This window comes from Desulfovermiculus halophilus DSM 18834 (assembly GCF_000620765.1).
GTDB lineage: Bacteria > Desulfobacterota > Desulfovibrionia > Desulfovibrionales > Desulfothermaceae > Desulfovermiculus > Desulfovermiculus halophilus.
Genome location: NZ_JIAK01000018.1, coordinates 1 through 18,667, shown reverse-complemented (window position 1 = coordinate 18,667; position 18,667 = coordinate 1). Strand labels below are relative to the sequence as shown.

At 52.9% G+C, this 18,667-nt stretch carries 9 protein-coding genes; 1 reads left to right on the top strand and 8 read right to left on the bottom strand.

The window, feature by feature from the left end; all coding sequences use genetic code 11:
• The 8 genes from N902_RS0109585 to N902_RS20380 form a co-directional block, all read right to left on the bottom strand.
• Window positions 1-6,405, bottom strand: a complete 6,405-nt coding sequence (locus tag N902_RS0109585; RefSeq protein WP_027370766.1) for a DEAD/DEAH box helicase — start codon at window positions 6,403-6,405, stop codon at window positions 1-3.
• Window positions 6,406-6,764: 359 nt separating this feature from the next.
• Entirely contained in the window at window positions 6,765-7,061 is a 297-nt protein-coding gene (locus N902_RS0109575; protein ID WP_027370764.1) for a type II toxin-antitoxin system RelE/ParE family toxin, read from the bottom strand.
• The gene (locus tag N902_RS0109570) at window positions 7,058-7,276 is read right to left on the bottom strand and encodes an addiction module protein (RefSeq protein ID WP_027370763.1); all 219 of its coding nucleotides are present in this window, start codon (window positions 7,274-7,276) and stop codon (window positions 7,058-7,060) included. The genes N902_RS0109575 and N902_RS0109570 overlap by 4 nt, the downstream gene beginning before the upstream one ends.
• Before the next feature lie 109 nt (window positions 7,277-7,385).
• A complete protein-coding gene (locus tag N902_RS0109565) occupies window positions 7,386-7,721 on the bottom strand; it encodes a type II toxin-antitoxin system MqsA family antitoxin (protein WP_027370762.1) in 336 nt (111 codons plus the stop codon).
• A gap of 67 nt (window positions 7,722-7,788) precedes the next feature.
• On the bottom strand, window positions 7,789-9,048 hold the full coding sequence (locus tag N902_RS17270) for an ImmA/IrrE family metallo-endopeptidase (RefSeq protein ID WP_051564481.1): 1,260 nt from the start codon (window positions 9,046-9,048) through the stop codon (window positions 7,789-7,791).
• Window positions 9,049-9,067: 19 nt separating this feature from the next.
• Window positions 9,068-9,490, bottom strand: coding sequence for a type II toxin-antitoxin system HigB family toxin (locus tag N902_RS0109555; protein ID WP_208596298.1), 423 nt, complete (start codon window positions 9,488-9,490; stop codon window positions 9,068-9,070).
• Between the two features lie 63 nt (window positions 9,491-9,553).
• Window positions 9,554-14,536 carry a DNA methyltransferase family protein gene (locus N902_RS0109550; RefSeq protein WP_027370760.1) on the bottom strand — a complete coding sequence of 1,661 codons (4,983 nt, stop codon included), beginning with the start codon at window positions 14,534-14,536 and terminating at the stop codon, window positions 9,554-9,556.
• 214 nt (window positions 14,537-14,750) lie between these two features.
• The gene (locus N902_RS20380) at window positions 14,751-17,738 is read right to left on the bottom strand and encodes a DEAD/DEAH box helicase (protein ID WP_027370759.1); all 2,988 of its coding nucleotides are present in this window, start codon (window positions 17,736-17,738) and stop codon (window positions 14,751-14,753) included.
• A gap of 664 nt (window positions 17,739-18,402) precedes the next feature.
• Between N902_RS20380 and N902_RS17265 the strand changes: the two genes are divergently transcribed.
• Window positions 18,403-18,667: helix-turn-helix domain containing protein (locus tag N902_RS17265; protein ID WP_034622438.1), on the top strand; the 265-nt coding region annotated here is incomplete at its 3' end.

The window sequence follows — 18,667 nt, the reverse complement described above, 5'->3', positions numbered from 1 at the left end:
TTAATTCATTGTTTGAGCTTGGGTTATTGTTTGCACTGACCAGCCTGACTGCTGCAAAAGGTCAAGATCAGCTACTTGATCCTCCAATAAATAGACAATTTTTTCTTCCGGCCAGGCCAGCTCTGCTTGAGCTACCACTCTTTCATTGACTGTTATATCAAAGCCCACCTCAGGAGCTGGCCACCCTTCCCGGCGCATGGCCTCCAGGAGCTGATGCGTCTTGGGATGGGCAAGGTCAAAGGCTTCCTGCCAGGTGTGATTCTCTTCAGACGGAGAAGCAGAGCCTTGGGCACTATTTTGATCTGAAAAGGCAAGCTCAAGATCAGCGTATATATTTTGCCGCAGTCCTTGGGTGGTGACAAAGACCGCGTGGGGCAGAAACTGAAAGATATTGAAAAGCCGCAGGTAATTGATCCAGCTACGTTCAAAGCCTGGTTTTTCTTGAGCCTCTTCCTGGTCATCCAGGCAGCAGACAATGCGCAAGCCATGCGGATCTGCACTCTGCAAGGCCTTTTTCCGGGCAAAGACAAAGAGCTGAATCGGCCCTGACTCCAGATTTCCGATCAGTCCGTGATCCAGCTGGGTCCGTATTTCCTGGAGCACAGGCTCTGGTGCTGAATCGGCCAAAATCTCCATCCATGTATTCCGAACTTCAGGGTCATTGGATCCAGATAGATCCAGGAGGCTCACCGCCTGGGCCAGGGCGTACTTTTGCATATCCTTGGGCCTGGGAGCGCCCAGATACTGGGCCAGCAAGGAAAAACTATCCTTGGTGTGCAGTTCCCGAAAGCCTTCCAAATCCAGCTTGCTTAGGAGCTGGACAAACTGCTTCCGGCCCATGCGACTGTCTTTCGGATGCAGAAAATCGGCCACTCGATCCGGCTTGTTGGCTACCTGGGCATGCACGTCCTTCCAGGTCAGGCTCCAGACATGAAAGCAGCCGCTTTGGACCAGGGCCATGCGCTGGGCTGTGTCCTGCCCCATGCGGGTACGATGAAAGGAAAGGCCATCGGTAAAGACAGCTACAGGCTTTCCTTCCTGTCTGCTCCGGGCCGGCCAGATGACGAAATCAGCCCGGCTGGGGACAGCAACTCCGTCAGCTGCTCCCAATTCCACTTGCGGCTCCAGCTCATAGGCCTGATCTCCCATGCGCAGGAAGTTTCCCGGCTTGCCCCGGATGACTTCTTTTCGCAGGTCCACGGTCCAGCCTTGACGCGTCAGGCGCTGCACCCCTTCCAAAAACAGGACTTCCAGCTCACTCTCCCCCAGGCCGTCCACCCGAATATTTTGTAGATTGGGAACCTGGCGCAGGGTGTCCCGGGAAGCCAGGATGGTGGACAGCATATTGATAGCTGTCTGTCTGGAGGTGGTGGGCATGGAGTAGCTGTTTCTGTAAGCCAGCAGGCAGTTGTAGCAGCCGTCCTTTTCCGGATCTTGCTGGCAGGAGCATGTATTCAGGGTCTCTAAGGCCTTGTCCAGGATTGTGAGCATGGTCTCCGAGCGCATAAGCTGCTTCAAAAAACCGGTTCCCCCGGGCACGGTGTCAAAGAGCACCAGATACTGCTTGCGCAAGGAGGAGTCCGGCACCGGCTCCTGACTAACCGTGGTCTGCAAATGATCAATGGCATAGGCCGAGCCCCCGAAATGGTGGCGCAGGCCCAGCTGCAAGGCGGCCACAAAGGAGTCCAGTCTCTGCTTGGAGGCCTCGTACCCGGTCACAGGGAGCAGGATCTTGATCGCTTCTGAGGTGAACTCCCGGTACAAAAACACGCTGCGCACAAAGGTAGCATCGCTTTCCTTGTCCCTGGCCGGGCAGCCGTAGGCATGCTCAATCTTGCCGTTTTGCTTCTGCACCTTGCCGCAGTGCCGGCAGAGGACAAAGCCCGGCCGCTCCACCTCTTCTCCGGCTACTTGCAGGGGATGTCCGTTCTGGCCCAAGGGACCGAAATTGATGTCCCGGAAGGTGGCCTTGGAGATGAACTCAAATCCAAAGGGACACTGCGGATCGTCGATCTGATAAGCGTCCTGGATGCTGTCCGGCTCCACATCCACCAAAAGCTGGGTGGTGTAAAAGGTGGGTTCGCGCTCGTCGGCGTCGTCTGTGATTCGGCTGGCCCAGTCCGGGGACTTGGCCATGACCTGACGCAGACGAACCAGATCCTGCTTGCGGCCCTGGTCGCTCCACAACGGGCTGCCGCAGCGGGGGCAGACAGCGTGGTCCTTGGCCGTGGCCTCCGGTTCTGAGTGAGGGCAGTTGGCGCACAGCCGCCACGGTTCCACACTAGCCTGCTTCAGATCGATGCGGTCCACTTCCACCCGTCGTCCTTCGGCATAGAAGCGGTTGCCCGGAGCCAGCTCTCGCAGCCCGCTTTTGGCCGGACGTTCGTATTCAAAGCTGAAGGTCTCAAAAGCGCTCTGTTCTTTTTGCCGGGTGCTTCGTTTGCGGTAGATGATGGATCTGAGCTGAATGCCTTGTTCTGGGAAGGCGTAGTTGGGCAGGAGCCCCTCATCGGTGAGAAAATTGTAGGTATCCTTGGCATTGATGCCCTTTATCAGGGCCATGAGCCCAGAGCGTTCCTTGCGTAATTCCTCCATCTCCTGTTCATAGTTCTTATCCTTGGCCGGTGAGTTTTCCCGGCGCTTGATCTCCCGGTACAGGCGATCCACCTGAGTTTTGAGGCCTCTTCGCTCCCGGAGCAGATCATAGAGCCGAACCAGGATCCGATAGGTCAGCCCAGGGGCATCCTGGCTGTCTCCCCAGACAAACCGCTCCAGGTGATTGATGGAATCCTGGCTCAGTTCCTTGGCAAACAGTGCGCAAAAGCTTTGAAACAGCTGACTTTGATGTCCATGTACATAGTGGATGAAGTTCTTGGGAAAGACAGTGGTCTTGTCCCTCTGGAAGGTATCCAAAACCGTACCCAAACGGCTGGGCACAGGCTCGGCCTGGTCCGAGGTCTGGACCCAGCGGTCAAGACAAAAGGCTGTGTACTGACGCTCCAGAACAGCTGAAGCATCCAGAAATACGCCCGGGGGCAGGACCTGCCCGGCAATCATCTCTAAGGGACTGGCAAAGAAGTACAGATCGTGGGCCTGGCCTGCGGCCACGGTCAGGTTCAGACCATTGCCGTTTTTTCGTCCGCTGCGGCCGATGCGTTGGATATAGTTGGCCTGGGTGGGAGGAACAGAGCACTGCATGGTGGTGGACAAGTCTCCGATATCGATGCCCATTTCCAGGGTGGGGGTGCTGGACAGCAGGTTGGGATACCAGGGCTTTCGGATTCCGTCCTGGGCCTTGAATTTTCGTTCCAGCTCCTCCCTGGTCTCTCGCTCCAAAAGTCCGGTGTGCTCCTTGGCCACCAATCGGCTGATCTTACCAAAACTGTACAGTCGGCCGTAATAGTCCATTCCCTGCCCAGCTGATTCATACGTTCCCCTACAGCCCCGGCGCAGACAGAACATGTCCTCCAGGATATCCTGGTCGGATGCAGCCCCGGAAATACAGTGCCCGCAATGTGAGCACCGGCATTGCAAAACCTGGTTTGAGACCAGCATGTTTTCCGGCTCCAGACCGTAGATATGATGCCCGTCCTGGAACTGATCCCGGACCAGGCCGTGATCCTGTAAGCAGGAAAAGACCAATCCGTAAAATCGCTGCACAGGTGTGGGCTGACGCAGGGCCAGGTCTGGAAAATGGCGGTAGGCCCACCACTCAAACCAGGATGACCTGCTCCCGCTGAGGGTGAGCTGAGGGAAGCGGTCCATCCCCGGCCTGGTAGTCACAAAGCCGGGAGTTCTGGTCTTGGGACCGAAATTGGGCATCCACATCCTGTGCTTTTGGCTCAAAAGATAGACTTTGCCCCAGTCGCGGATATAGTGCTCCAGGTCTGGATCAAAGATCCCGCCCATGGCTTTGATTTGTATGATCAAACCCAAAAGAAAAGAAGTCAGGGTATGTTCGATGTTGGTTGGGGCTGTGGTGTTCTCGGCCGGGCGGACACAAGATCCGCCCCTACAAGTTATATCCGCGTCGGGGTGATTTCGTAGGGGCAGAGCTTGTGTCTGCCCGTCTCCTTGCCCAAGTGTCTGCCCGTCTCCCTGTCCGTTGGTGAATGCAGTCCGCAGCTCCTCCATTTCATTGGGCAGCATCTGGCCCAGCAGCTCCACCACTTGGCCCAGCTTCTGGACATCAGGTCTAATCACCGAGGCTCCGGATTTCTCCAGGGTCCGGCCGATGCGGCTGCCAAATCCGTACTCCGAGACTGTCTCAAAGCGCAGACGCCGGCTGATCAGATCACCCAGGTCTGATTTGGCCGGCAGGTGGTCGTGCCGCTCCAGATGGTCCACATCCTGAAGCCAGGTCAGGTTGGGGGGCAGAAAGGTGGCTGCAAAGCTCTCCCGTTCCATGCGGTTTTGCCAGTATGTGGGCATATCCGCGGCCACCCGGGCCAGGCTGTGCCCTTCGGCCTGGCCCTGAACATAGTGCTGCAACGCAGCCCGAAAGGTGAAGCGGTAGGTCCTGGCCCCAAAGAAACCTGCTCTGTGGGCTGCGTCCTGGACATTATCCGAAAAGGTGATGCACTTAGGATCACTGTTGTACCTGGAGGCCATGAGCTGGCCGATCATCACACTGGTCAGGCTGGCTGAGCGGGACCCGAGCAGGGTCAGGCTGTTGTGCGCCCCGCAGGACGGGCAGTGCTGGCTGGCAGCTTCCGGGACCAGAACAGGGATAAGGCCGTTCTGGCCGCATCCTGGGCATTCCCCGGACGATTTGCGGCCCAAATTCAGGCATCCTGGGCATAGCCCCATACGGTACCCGGGAAATGAAGATGCCTGGCTTCCATCTTCCTCAGGAAACATGGAGGTCAGGCGCTGGGATGGCTGCTTGCTGAAGTAATCCACATAGATGCTTTTCAGATCAGTCTGCAAGGTGCTCCCGTGCAGGGGCAGGCGGCCGATCCAGCCGGTTTGGCCGCATTCCCGGCAGTGCAGCAGGGGCAGGTGGTATTTGCGTTGATCTTCGGTGAGATCGTCGGAAAAACGAAGCTCCGGAGTACGGCTTACAGCGCAGACCATGCGCCGCATCTCCCGGTACCAATGCTGGACCCGGGCATAAACAAAAGGGCGTATCTGTCCATCTTCCTCGCTCTTAGCCACTGAGATACAGGCCAGGAGGCTGTTCAGCAGCAGTCGAGTATATTCCGGGCCGCCGTTTTTGAGCTGGGATGAGGCCTCAGCCAGCTCGCTGATTATATCCTGCACACTGCGTACTCGGCCGTCCATAACCCGCAGCAGGTTGTGCACCAAGACGTGACCCTTCAGGGCCTTTCCCAATCCCAGCCGCCAAGAGTCATCTTCAGCCTCTGGACTGACCTCCAGCCCGGTCCAGAGCCGAATCTGGTTGGTAAGATAGTCCTGAGCCGTGTCATAGCTCTCCGGGGACAGGGCCTGAATGGAATCCGGAATGTCCATGTATTTAATGAGCTGCCCGCGCAGAAAGTCCTCAGCGTTCTGGCGGTATTCACTGATCACAGAGTCGTGGTCAAAAGGTTCACCAAAGACCTGCTGGGCATAGGTGATCAACTGCTCCTTGGACTCCGCGTCCCCCAGAGTGGCTGAAGTTCCGATGGGGCAGAGGTATCCTTCTGGAGTTCCCAGCCTGGCCTTCAGCCGGCGCAGCAGGCAGGCCAGGTCCGTTCCCTGAGCTCCGTCAAAGGTGTGCAGCTCGTCCACAACCACAAAACGAAGGGTTTCCGGTGCATTTTCAGCCCACAGCCGAGCATCCCTGGCCCGGACCAGGAGGTAGTCCAGCATCTTGTAGTTGGTCAGCAAAATATCGGGCGGGCTCTGACGCAGGATGTCTTTGTCCGTGATGATGGAGGTCTCGGTCATGCTGGAGCAGGCCTCTGCCGTCTGCTGCCCAACGAACAGCCCGGCTGTGACCTTGGAGTGCAGGCTGGGCGTTTTCCAGATGGTCTCGGCCAGGCGTCCGGCCTGGTCATAGGCCAGGGCGTTCATGGGGTAGATGAGAATGGCCTTGATTCCGGGCTGATCAGATGTGCGGCAGTGCTCCAAAATGGGCTGTGAAAAGCATTCCGTCTTGCCCGATCCAGTGCCGGAAGCGATAATAGAGGGGAGGGGATTCAGGCCTGACAGACGGGCAAAGGCCAGCTCCTGGTGCAGATGCGGGGTAAAGCCCAGAGGGATTTCAGGGAAAAATTTCTGACTGCTGCCTTTTTGAAAGGGCAGTTGCAAGGATATGTATGGTCCTTTGCTTAAGTTTCCGTCCTGGTTTAGGAAGCGGTCCAGCATGCCATGGAAAAAGGGATTGGTGGAATGAAAGGTGGTGGATAGAAAATCATTGATGCCCTGATTGATCTGCTGGGAAAGGATGGATGGGATCATAAGAAGCACTTGTTGTATCTGCTAGCCAAGCTGAGGACTATTCAGTTCTTTTTTTGGAGGAGAAAGATCAGAATTTCCAAAGAGGGCGAAAGATTTTTCGCCCCTACAATCCCTCCGACAATCCGTATGTGAAAATTGGCAACAAGCTGGCATAAAGGTTGTAGGGGCGAATAATTATTCGCCCTTTCTTCGTTACGAGGGTCCTCCCTCGTAACGTCCCCTCTTGGGGCTTCGGCCCCCTTTTTCAAACCCGGCTGGGAGCCCCAAGACAGGACAAGAAAGAGAATGGCCAGAGCCATAAGAAAAGACGCTCACGCCAAGGCGTGAGAGGACCCTGGGAACGAAGAGAATTACATCACTTATTTCAAAGACTCTCTGATTTTGTTCGGATCTTGACGCATGTCAAGTATTCTATATACGAGAACATCATTTTTATTCTTAAGCCGATAATAGATCGCGTATGGAAATCTCTTAGCCAGCATGCGATAGAATCCGAAATGCTGTGGATGAATTCCAGCATAAAGTCTTAAGGAATCAATATCAGAAAAAAGTGAATCATAAAAATATTCACCCAAACCTTCTCCTTGCCTTTCATAGAATACTCGACCTGCATATAAGTCTTCTATTGCGGAAGAGAGCAGTTTGAGAAACTTCATTCAGAAATCTTCCTAAGCTCTTTTTTAGCTTCTTCCCAATCCATTATATTTTCCTTTCCAGCGCAAAAACGTTCTTCTGTTTTCTGCAGTTCTCTTTGATGCCAACTTGGAGAACTGAGATCAGTATCATCTTTGGATAAGTCCTCCCAAATTTTTTCCATGATTATCAATTTTTCTTCTTTAGACATACGTTGAATATCTATGCTGTTTTCCATCTTTATTCTCCTACTAGATTCATCTTTACCTTAACTGGTTGCGACAATTCGCACCTTGATTGAGCGATTCTAAGCGAAGGTAACACGTTGAAATGCGATTGAGAATCGCTCAGCTTAGGTCATATTTTTGCTTTATATCGTTTATACTTATGGGTTTACTTCTTCCTTCCTTATATGCTTTATAGCGATGTTCCGACTCTGCAATCCACTTTTGCATTACCTGGGAATCACTGTTTACTTTATCAAAAAATCTCGTCACTTCATCATCAAACTGCTTTGCATCCTTAGCTGTGACAAATTCTTTGCCACATGTATCGCAGACAAATATTGGATGGTTCTCAAGAATCAACTTTTGTCCTTTATATTCAAACCCTTCCTGCTTGAATTCTTTGTATATGCGACCCTGTCCGCAAACAGGACATGTCGTTCCGTTCTTGATACTCATCGGCGTGGATCCTTCCGGGGTCTTTGATAGCTTTATCCGGATGTTTTTCATGGGTTGTAATCAAGTTTTAATTTACAGATAACGTTGGCGAACATTCCACCGGATCAAACACACCTTGCCGTTCACAATGTGACCTCATTACCCCATGACCAACCAAGTTATGTAATATTTTAAAGTTGTTCCGTTCATACCGAACCCTTCCGGCAATGATTGCCGGATGGAGCTCAAGCTTGTCGGCCAAATCCAGGATATCCCTTTTTCTGCCAGATACTCGGGCCGGATGCTCATTCCAGACGTGATCCGGAATGAAAATTTGGGCTGCATAGGCAGAGGCCTCTTTTTCTTTGTCCTCCATGCTGTACTGGATATTCTCGTCGATTATGAACCTTTGTTCTTGGGAGATGTGCAATTTGAGGTGGGCGATCTCATGCATCAATGTGAACCAAAAAGCGTCTATTCTATCATGTCGCAGGGTCAGACCGATAACTGGTGTTCCGTCTTCCATGAGCAGGCAAGCCCCATCCAGATATGTGTGTCGGAGACGTTTTTCAAAGATGAGCTTGATGCCTAACTGGGCCAAGTAATCCCTGGCCAGTAAAGGGGCCTGTTCGCCGTGGACGCTCAAGCGGGCCAAATTAGAAAGAAGGTCTTGGGTGATATGCTCAGGATCATAGCCTGCTACTGTCTGAGAGCAGTATTGGTCAAAATAATTCGCCTTGGCCATGACCATCAACAGCCAGGTTTGCAAAGCATAAGGGTCTGCTCTGTGTCCGCCATACCCACCTTGACGAAGCATTGCCCCTTGGCTATTTGGCGTCCTTTGCCCGGCCAGGTCATAGAGATACCGGACGATCTCTTCAGCATGGTCCTTGATATGAGTACCAATTTGTACCCATCCGCGATGAACAATCTCTTGGACATGAAACTTCTGCCAGTCTATTTCAGGTTCCTCTTCCGGAAGGGTCTCCGGATCTTCCTGCAATAAGACCTCAGGCGGAATCTTGAGGTGCTTGTTCAGAGCCCTCATCATGGGCAGAGACAAGCGCCGTTTATAATTTAAGACCTCGGAAACTTTTGACGATGAGCCAACAATGGGAGTCAGATCCTTTTGCCTCAGTCCCAGGTCTTCCATCCGATTCTTGATAGCTTTCACAGGATCCGGATATTCAATGGGGAATTGTTCACTTTCATATTTATCAACAAGATGCCCCAAGAGCTCCAGTTCTCGTTCAGTCTCTTCATTATTCGCAGGTTCAGCCAACAGCTCCTCAATCCGATCCAGGGCCTGTTGATATTCAGTCTCGTTTTTAATCAGTCCAATAACCATAATTTGTTCCTCCTTGGTATTACACTGCGGAGGCGTCTGGGAGTTTGTCATACTCTGCATGGGTGCCAAACCAGCGGATGTAGACCATTTGAGCTTGAAATCTGATAGCTACAATTAAACGATAGTGATTTCCTTTCGCATCAAACACATATCGATCATTGCCCACGTAGTCCGTGCTGGGATATTCAGCCTTTAATTCCACAAAGTTTTGCCACTTTGCATGCTTTACTTGATAATACCAGGTCTGGAGCCAATCTTTGGCATTGGGATATTTTTTTTCATACTCAATCAGCGTAGGTCGCGCGACAACGTTCATATATTGATAACCCAGAACCTGTTTTCCGTCAATGGGAAATTTCCCTTTTTGGGAAATATATCCTGTGAGAGCAAATTTAAATTTCTTGTCTCTTGCAGGTTTCGGTTGAAGAGGGCGACTGATCATTCGCCCCTACGGGAACCCTGATGATTCGGCCATTCTCTTCTGCCTTGGCGGTTGTTTAGAGGTCTATTCCTGAAACCTTCGCTCAAACTCCGCCCACACGGTTTCGTAATCCTCCTCCCGGTCGCATTTGTCAAAGGGCGGGACGTACTCAATGGTCTTCTCATACGGTCCGTCCGGCAGGGTGTCGTCGGTTACGGTTCGCTGTAGGGTGGGCATGTGTGTACCCTGGTCTGGTTTTAGTAGGGGCGAAAAATCTTTCGCCCTCTTTGATTTTTCGTCTTTTTGATGGCGGGCCGAAGAGGGCGAATAATTATTCGCCCCTACGGCCTGCATGTGGGTTTGGGGGTGATTGACGGATATTTGTTGCCTGTTCTGCGAATCTGAAGAGGGCGAATAATGATTCGCCCCTACGGGAACCCGGATGACCCGGCCACTGTCGTCCCTGGTCTCTTCAGTCAGTTCGTTCCACTTTTTGCGCGAAAATCCCACCCCGGACAGGCCCTTGGAGTTGGTGAACGCTATTCGGCCGTTCTGGTCATACCAGGTGTCTGCCTCGTACTGGCGCATGACAGGGAACTGGACCCGGTAGATGGTTTTGAGCTCCTCCAGGGTCAGGCCCAGAGCCATGGCCGTGAGCACATCGATCTCCACCAAAGCCTGACGGCGGGTGTAGTCTGTGCGCAGGGCGCAATCCCGGTGCCAGTCAGGGGTCAAATTGCGGAAAAAGGCGTTGGGCAGGCGGGAATCGGACTTGGCCCAGGAGTCGGAGGTGAAGTCCTCCTGCCAGCAGGTGGACCAGAGGGATCTATATAACTCAGTAACACAGCATAATAATAATGCTCTAAGCATTGCCTGTTTGGGCATTTCAATAAATGGTATTAGACTTGTAAGACTTGTTGAAGCTGGCCTACCACTTGACTTAACAAAAAAGTCGTATGGAACACTTATAGATGAAGCACTATAGCCGACAAGCTTGTTTATATTTTTAAAAGTATAGCTAACAATTGTGTTTATGTGCCCAACTTTTGGAGGAATAATTGTATTGAGAAATGTTCTTTCTCCACTTTGTGAAAGCTGGAACTTGGTAATAAATCGATAATACTCCGTCACCAACCGCCCATCCCATGGTACCTTCGGCGTACGCCGCTCATATTTCTCTTTGGAGCAGGCCGGGACGTAGTTGGTCCGGGGCAGGTAGTCGTCTGGCAGTTCAGTCAGATCCAGGATGTCGTAGTCAGCGTTTTTGGTGCATTCAGTTCTGGGGGTCTGGTACAAGGGATTGCCCACAAAGAAGTGCGGGCCGGAGAGAACCCACTCTTCAGATGTATCTGGAAATTTGGTTTCCCGGCGGATAGTGCCGTCTTGCTGGGAGTTGGTTTCGTTCCAGTGCTGGGTGGAGAAATACTCGCCCTGCAAGTCCCCCAGCTTTTGGGGCTGGGCGGCAAACTTCTCCAACACCTGAACCAGCTCTCTGGAGTGCAGGGCTGGCAATCTGGCCTGTAAAGCAGGGGTGCCTTCTGGATCATAGAGACTGGCAAACAAGGAGAGCTCCTGTTCAGTTACCGAAATCAGGCGGGAGGCATGGCCGTGCACGTTCCACTTATTGTCTTCGTCCTTGATGCCTGGCACCGGTCCTTGGCCGCTGTGCTCAAAGCAGGTATCAACTGTTCTGGAGGCATAGAGGTTGGCGATGTGAGTAAATGATGCCTGATCAGCACAGGCTGCGTATGTATTTATGCTGAACATTGTGGCATGATGGACATCAGAAAACAGTTTGAATTCATTGTGAAACTGAAAATGATACCTCAGCCTGGGATACACTGCTTCCCGCAGGTTTCCCCCATTCGGATCATCATAAACCCCCTCGGGATGCAAAAAACTGAAGATCCCGTCCAGCTTTCCATGTCTCCAGGCCTGAGGCAAAAAACACTTGTACAAATTGGCCTTCATCCCTTCCAAGTCTTTGTAATTCTGCCGTGCATTTAAGAAAAGCTGGGTTCCTTCCGCCTCTTCATAGGCACTCAGATACTCTGAGGTCAGGTTTCGTTTCTCCAGGGTCTCATTACGCAGACCGGCCAGCTTGGAGGCGCTGTATTTTTTGAGGGCAAAGAGCGGCTCATGGTCGCCCATAAATCCGCCCTCATGCCAGGAGACCTGAATCCACGGCGGATTCCCCAGAATCAGATCAAACCCGCCCCGGTCCTCCAGAATGTCGGCAAACTCCAGCTCCCAGTGCAGAAAGCGGTATTTGGCTGCTAAGTCCCGAGCCAGTTTGAGGCGATCCATTTTCTCGCACAGCTTGTCCACATCCACCAGACCCAAGCGCCGGTCAAAGGGGAGCTTGAGCTGCTCCTGTTTGGGATTGGTCCCCGGCAGGTAGGCATGGCCGTGCTCATCTGTCAGGGATTCATATACTTCCCCTTGCAGGATAAGAGACATTTCCAGCAAAAAAGCCTCCCGGCCGGGCAATATATCGGTCTGCTCCAAGGGCCAGAACCACAAGGCGCACCAGTAGTCCATGGCCAATTTCAGACGCTTAAAGGGTGTGGAATGGCGCAGGCCCTCGGCCCATTGCTCCTGGCGCAGGATGCGGTCCTTGCGGGCTACTGAGGTCTGCTCCCGGTCCGCGTCCTGGTGCCCGAAAAAGGGCAGGGAATCCCTGGTCTTTTGTCTGAGTTCACGCTGTTTCTGGATGTGAACAAACCAAAGGGCATCCACAGCCTGGGAGAGCTTTTGCAGTTGCCGCACATCCTCTTGGGAAAAGGGCTTGGTGAACTCCTTTTTCCAGTCCTTGATGGCCTGAAAGGCATCCGGGACAAGTTTTTTGACGTTTTTGTCGGTGTACGCAGCCATGTCCTTATCCGGGAGCAGGAAGTGATAGACCGCTCCCTGGGGCCGCTTCTCTCCGGGCTGAATACGCTTTGGGACTTTATCCAGCCATAGGGGATCGGTTTTTGATTTTGGGCGCAGCAGATGCGGGCTGTACACGTCCTTTCTGGCCCCGATCAAAGAGTTGCCGCAGACCAGCTGGTTTCCGAACCAGGGCATGTACCCGCCGGGGTGGATGGTGTTCAGCCACAGAGAGACCTCGGCCAGCTCCACAGCCACTGAGTTGAGGTCTATCCCAAAGACATTGTTGTCCGCCAGATAGGTCTTGACCTTCTGCTTTTCCAGGGCCTGTTGCTCGACTGTGAGCTGTTTGCTTTGCTCCCGCTGCTTCTTGTCCAGATAGCTTTCCGCCAGCTGATTGATCGCTTCGTTCAAGAATGCGGCCGAACCCATGGCCGGCTCGCAGATGGTCAGATCCAGGATATCGTCTGCGGATTTATCTTTCAGGAGCTCTTTAAGGGAGTACTTGACCAGACACTGGGTCAGGGATTCCGGGGTGTAGTAGGAGGCCGACTTCTGCCGGTCCCGGCCGGACATGCGATAGATGAAGGTCCCTTTGGGATAGTGGGTCAGGGTGCCGTCCTGGTTGTATACTTTTTCCTGTTCAGAGTAGTTGCGCAGATCTTCCTGCGGAACAAAGTAGGCAATACCCAAAGGGTCCCAGGCTTCGCCAGCCGGCTTGACCTCGTACAAACCATCGTTGTGCTGGACAAAAAAACCGCGGTATGAAAGCAGGCCTTCGTATACAGCGCCAAGCTGGTTGATACCCAGCTGAGCATAGGAGATGCGGCCACGGCGCTGGCTGCGGCTCTTGGTCGGGCGGGACAGGGACATGAGGCGGATGATCTTTTGCAGGACCTTGTTTCTAAAGCGTACCTTTTTCAAAATTGGGGTCAGGTCCGGGTCAAAGAGATGGGAGCGCAGGGGCGGAATGCAGAAGGTGTTGTACAGGGAGTCCTCGGGCATCAAGGCCTTTTGTTCATGCACGTTTTTGGCCGGAGGATAGCCGTTGTAGATAAGATCGAATAAGAGCTGCAAAGACTCGTGGATGAAGTATTTGTCCTGGGACTCCGAAGTGGTCAAGGGAACCATTTCCAGGTCACGAAGAGATTCCAGGCTATAGCCATTGCGGTAGGCCTCGGCCTGCATGGGCACATAACCGAGATCCGGCCGAGACTCTATATAAAAGAGAAAAAGCAGCCGGTACATAAAGCGCAGGCATTCTCGGGAGAGCTGTTCCGGATCGATTTTTTCCTCCCCGGAGTAGACCCCTTTACGCCTGGTATTTTCCAGGTACCAGACCGCCTCATTGCCCAAAAGCTCAATGCATTCCCGCAGGGCGTATTTGAGGTCTTCAGATACTGCATAAGCGTGCTTGTGGGAATTTTCCTCCAGAGTATCCAAAAGGGGGATGCCATCTTCCGGACAGACGCTTTCCCTGTGTACCAGGGCAGCCATGGCTTTAAGGGTAGAGTCCTCCCGCCGGGCCAGGATCTCGTCCAGGTCAAAACGCAGCAGGCGCTTCTGGGCCCATTTAGCTCTGTCCATGAGCAGGACCTGGGAAGTTCCGGCTAAGATCACCCAACGGGGCGGCTCTTCTCGGGCAAAGATGGCCTTGGTGAGCAGGGTTTGCCAGGTGAGGGAGGGCGAATGATTATTCGCCCCTACGGATGATTCGTAGGGCTGAGGTTGATTCGGGGCATTGGGGGTGGCCCCCAATTGGTCGGGCTGGGGAGTGAGCTCCAGGGGATCCACTGCGTCCTGACCAACTCCGTCCACAGCAGGCAAGACCCACAGCTCAGGCGCACCAGAGCCTTTGCAGATTTCTCCGGCTACCGGAATGAGCTGTCCGTCCAGTCCTTCCTGGTTCTGGGGCTGATATGGATAGCCAAGGGCGGAGATGAGTTTCTCCAAAAAGGTTTCCTGGAGCTGCTGCCTGGTGTCCGGACCCTTGGTTTCGGACAGGTCACTGCGCAGGCGGAAGTAGTCCCTGGACAGGCCTCCGATAATGGACGCAGGGGTGGGGATTTTCTCTTCCTTCTGCCGCCTGTTCCATTCCTTGAACAGATCCTTGAGATCATTCTCCAGGATGGCCGAGAGATAGTGGTGAGTATAGAACTCGTTTTCGTTGCTGATGCCTGTCAGGTCGAGGGTCATGGGTTATGCCGTTTTGGGGTTTATTAGATTAAATCAGCTCGCACGCATCCGCAATTTGGATCCGAGCGGACACAAGGTCTTTCGGGCGGACACAAGGTCCGCCCCTACGGGTATGAAGGGCCGGAGATTGATGTACCGCCCACAAATATATCCGGATGTCGGGTTTAAGGCCGTAGGGGCAGAGCTTGTCTCTGCCCGTGTATTCCTCAAAAAATCACCCCTGCAACACCGCCCCAACCTTAATATAAGCCTGCTCTTCTGTGCTCAATGTATCCTCAATCCACTGCATATACTCTGCAAACAGGCTTTCCACTTCCCTATTCTTTTCATCCTTGCGTCGTTTCTTGACTGTCTCAGCGACTTTCTGTTCATCATAGTAGGCCTGGATTTCCCTTTTATGCCGGTCCTTCAAGGCCTCCAGTCTTTGCAGATGTTCACTCAGCTGCGGATTGAGCTCGTTTTCAAATGACTTGCGCACCTTTTTCATCCAGTCCTGGGCCTTGTGCAGCACGTCCGGCAAAAGCTTCTCTGCCTGCTCGCTGATTTTCAGGTCTCCAGGATTGGAAAAGGTTCTCTCACCAAGTCCTGTGCGCTCCAGGATTGTCTCCAGGGGCTGAATACCCTGTAACTTGCCCTGGACCACCGTGACCCCGAACCACTTCTGTATCAAAGACTGTCCCTTACGGTTGGGAATGATGCCAGTCAAAAGATAAATAATCTCGCCTTCCAGCAAAGTGGGCACAGTTAGTACTGGGGCCTCGTGCCGCCCGAAGCTGGTCTGCAATCTGTCGCTGAGCCACTGCATGGCCGGGTGTAAGGGCCAGAGGTAGTGAAGGCGAGGCCAGGCCTGCTCGTCCTTGCGGCAGCGCTTGATCTCATCCTGCATGGTCTGCCGGTCATCAGTGAATATGAGCAGCCCGCTCTCCGGCTGAATCTCGCGGGGAAGAAACCTAAACCTGAAGGCCAGGTCATCCGGCATGCTGACTTGGAGGACGCGCTGTTCAGGGTCGATATCCAGATTTAGATCCTGATCTTGGGACAGTTTGGTCAGGGCCTTTCGGGCGTAGGCAAAGTCATCCTCAAAAAGGGTAGGCAGTTGTGATATGCGCTCAGAGCTGGAATGCTCATCTAATGTTTCTTGTCCCTGTTCCAGGAAGCTCAAAAGATCAAGGTCCTCTTCGGGATCACCGGACAGGACCTCAGTTTCAAACTCCTCTGCGCTCTGTCCCTGCTCCAAGGCGGAAGCTGTCTTTGCCTCTTCAGCGTCAATATCAAAGACCCCCATCAGGGCAGAAGGGTCACCAATATTCTTGGTAGCTTCCTCATCCTTCTTGATGAGCAAATCCAGAATGCGCATGTCCCCTTTTATCTTCGGGGTCTGACTTTGGATAAGCAGATAATGGATAAGCGGTGTGTGCTCCTGTCCGTAGCGATCGATACGACCATTTCGCTGTTGGAAAACCATGAGGGACCAGGGGATATCAAAATGAATGAGCCGATGGGAGAGATAGTGCAGATTGATTCCTTCCGAGGCCACGTCTGAAGCAACAAGTAGCCGCAGAGGTGATTCTTCCCGGCCGAAGTCTTCCACCACCTGTTGTTGATCGATGTCAGAAAGCCGTCCGTGCAGCAAGGCGAACTGCTTGTCTTTGAGCCCCAGTTTTCCTGGCAGATGTTTAGCCAAAAAATTCAAGGTGGCGATACGTTCAGTGAATATGACCAGACGATCTTTGGGGTCCTTTCCGGTCCAATATAGTGAGTTGGAGGGGTCGGATAGCAGCTCAACCAGCTTCTGAAACCGGCTGAACCGTTCAGGAGTTATGGCAGCCACTGATTGGCGAAGGGATTGCAGGGCCTGGATGTCAGTTAAAGAGGGCGAATAATCCGCCCCTACATTCTGGAGACTGGAGTTGGCAGTATTTTTAGAGTTTGGGGTATCATTGGCAGATGGTGCCTCGGGAAAAGAAGGGGATACAGGAATATTTTGCTGGGCTGCATTCTGTTGCTTCTGCTTGAGATGCCTCAGCCGGGCCTCGATGGTCTCCAGGCAGGCGGCCGGGCTGGAAAACAGGGCCTTTTCCAGGGTGGTCTTGAACAGATGTCCACCGCTTCGGCGCTTGTCCAGGCTCTGGATATTTAAGGACACCAGATCGGAAAAGGCCTGTTCCTCTTCCGGTGAGGCCTGGACCGAACTGGTGCTTATCCGCCGCTCCTGGAATGATCCCTTGACCTGGTGCTGAATGTCCTTTTTGAACCGACGGATAAACAGGCCCCGGATATCCTCAGGCCCGTAGTTGTCCGGATTGGCGATGGCCGTGGGATCGAGCATGTTCATCAGGCTGGCGAAGCTCCTGGCCCGGCCGTCGTGGGGAGTGGCCGAGAGCATGATCAGGCTGTCTGATTTTTTGGACAAGAGCTTGGCCAGTCTGGCCCGCTGGGTCCGGCCGTGGCCGCGCTCAGCTACATTCTGGGCCTCATCGATAACAATGATGTCCCAGGAGGCCTTTTCCAGGTGTACCCTGAACTCGTTGTCCTGTTTCAGGGTGTCTATGGAGATGATAGACTTGTCGAAATAATAAAAGGGATTGTGGTTGGTGGGTATGCGGGACCGGACCCGTTGCAGTCCGATGGAGTCCAGCCGGGTCAGGGGAATGGCAAACCTGGTCCAGAATTCCTTCTGGAACTGGGAGAGCATGCTCTTCATGGTTACCACCAGGATACGTTTGCCCCGGCCGCGGCGGATGAGCTCACTCACCAGAATTCCGGCCTCCAGGGTCTTGCCCAGACCCACGGCATCGGCGATCAGGATCCGTTGTCTGGGCTTGTCCAGGGCCTGAAGGGCTGGGTCCAGCTGGTAGGGCACTAAATCCATGGCTGCCTGGTGACCTATATATATGTTGGCATCTGTGGGCGGGGTCTGCCGAAGCAGGCTTTCCAGATACAGGAGACTGTCCTCATACTGGTTGGACCTGTCCGGGACCAGCCTGGTGGCGGCTGGATCCAAGACCTGAATGGGTGTGCGCCTGGCTTCCAGATCTGTGAGAAAGACCGCTTCCTTGTCCCGAACCAGTTCAGACACCCCTACGCAGGTAAGGGCTTTTTCTCCAAAGGACGATTTATCCACCCGTCTGACCAGCCATTCAGTGTCCCGGATAAGAACCCGGGCACCAGGGGCAATAGGTGAAGCCGATGTCTGGGGCATATAAGCCTTGCAATTGATTTCTATGAAGAAAAAGAAGACTGACCAACGAATGGTAATATATTGATATTACTTAGCTTATGAAATGAAAGCAAATATAAGCCAAGAAAGTATGAATCTTACGTATTTTCCATTTGGGATACCTGAAACTAAAGTAAAGGTCAATATGATGGCAGGATAAAGCAGGATTCTAAAATAGAAAGGAATTTGAAAAGAAAAATGAACAAGTAGGTATTGGTGAAGATCTACTTGCCGGGGTGAGGATTTAGCTAAAGGAGGGAGAGCATCCAGATTATATTCCGGAACTCAACAGCATGGCCACTTGGCCTGAACTGACCATACAATGCACTTGATATGTATCAAGCAGAAATGCCTTCAAAGCAGGACATTCCTGCTCTCAGGGACCAGAAGCGAGCCCGCGACAATATCACCTCTATATCGCGATGTGGACAAGCCGCCTCCGGTTGAGTGTAGACTGTGGAAAATGGAGATTGGATACGGCGATTTGGAAACAATCGTCGAGTATAAATGTTGTTACTTACCCCTCGATAGGCTTACCTGAGGGGGAAGGGAAAAGTCAATAATGTTTTTGGTAATAAAAATCCGGACAAAATGGCTTGAATCAGGGTAACACTTTCTCCCGGCTTAAACCAGAGGAGAAAGTGTCATGGGCAACAAGCAATTTAGTCAAGCACAAAAACTTACTATCCTGAAACACGCCAAACAGATCGGACCCAAGGAAGCAGCCAAGGTAGCTGGGGTCCACTACACCACGGTCTATGAGTGGAAAAGACAGCTCAAGGAGCTTGGTGAAGAAGCGTTTCTCGAGCATCAGCCCCGTCGGTCAGGCCGAGGGGAAAAGGAAATAACCCCTGAGCAGGAATCAGCCATCCTGCAGGTATGGAATGACAACCCTGCATTTGGCCCCGGAC

What these genes read in the sequence shown, in the direction of transcription:
- N902_RS0109585 (WP_027370766.1), bottom strand. Translation starts at nt 6,405, where the DNA reads ATGATCCCATCCATCCTTTCCCAGCAGATCAATCAGGGCATCAATGAT.
- N902_RS20380 (WP_027370759.1), bottom strand. Translation starts at nt 17,738, where the DNA reads ATGCCCCAGACATCGGCTTCACCTATTGCCCCTGGTGCCCGGGTTCTT.
- N902_RS0109550 (WP_027370760.1), bottom strand. Translation starts at nt 14,536, where the DNA reads ATGACCCTCGACCTGACAGGCATCAGCAACGAAAACGAGTTCTATACT.
- N902_RS0109565 (WP_027370762.1), bottom strand. Translation starts at nt 7,721, where the DNA reads ATGAGTATCAAGAACGGAACGACATGTCCTGTTTGCGGACAGGGTCGC.
- N902_RS0109570 (WP_027370763.1), bottom strand. Translation starts at nt 7,276, where the DNA reads ATGGAAAACAGCATAGATATTCAACGTATGTCTAAAGAAGAAAAATTG.
- N902_RS0109555 (WP_208596298.1), bottom strand. Translation starts at nt 9,490, where the DNA reads ATGATCAGTCGCCCTCTTCAACCGAAACCTGCAAGAGACAAGAAATTT.
- N902_RS17270 (WP_051564481.1), bottom strand. Translation starts at nt 9,048, where the DNA reads ATGGTTATTGGACTGATTAAAAACGAGACTGAATATCAACAGGCCCTG.
- N902_RS0109575 (WP_027370764.1), bottom strand. Translation starts at nt 7,061, where the DNA reads ATGAAGTTTCTCAAACTGCTCTCTTCCGCAATAGAAGACTTATATGCA.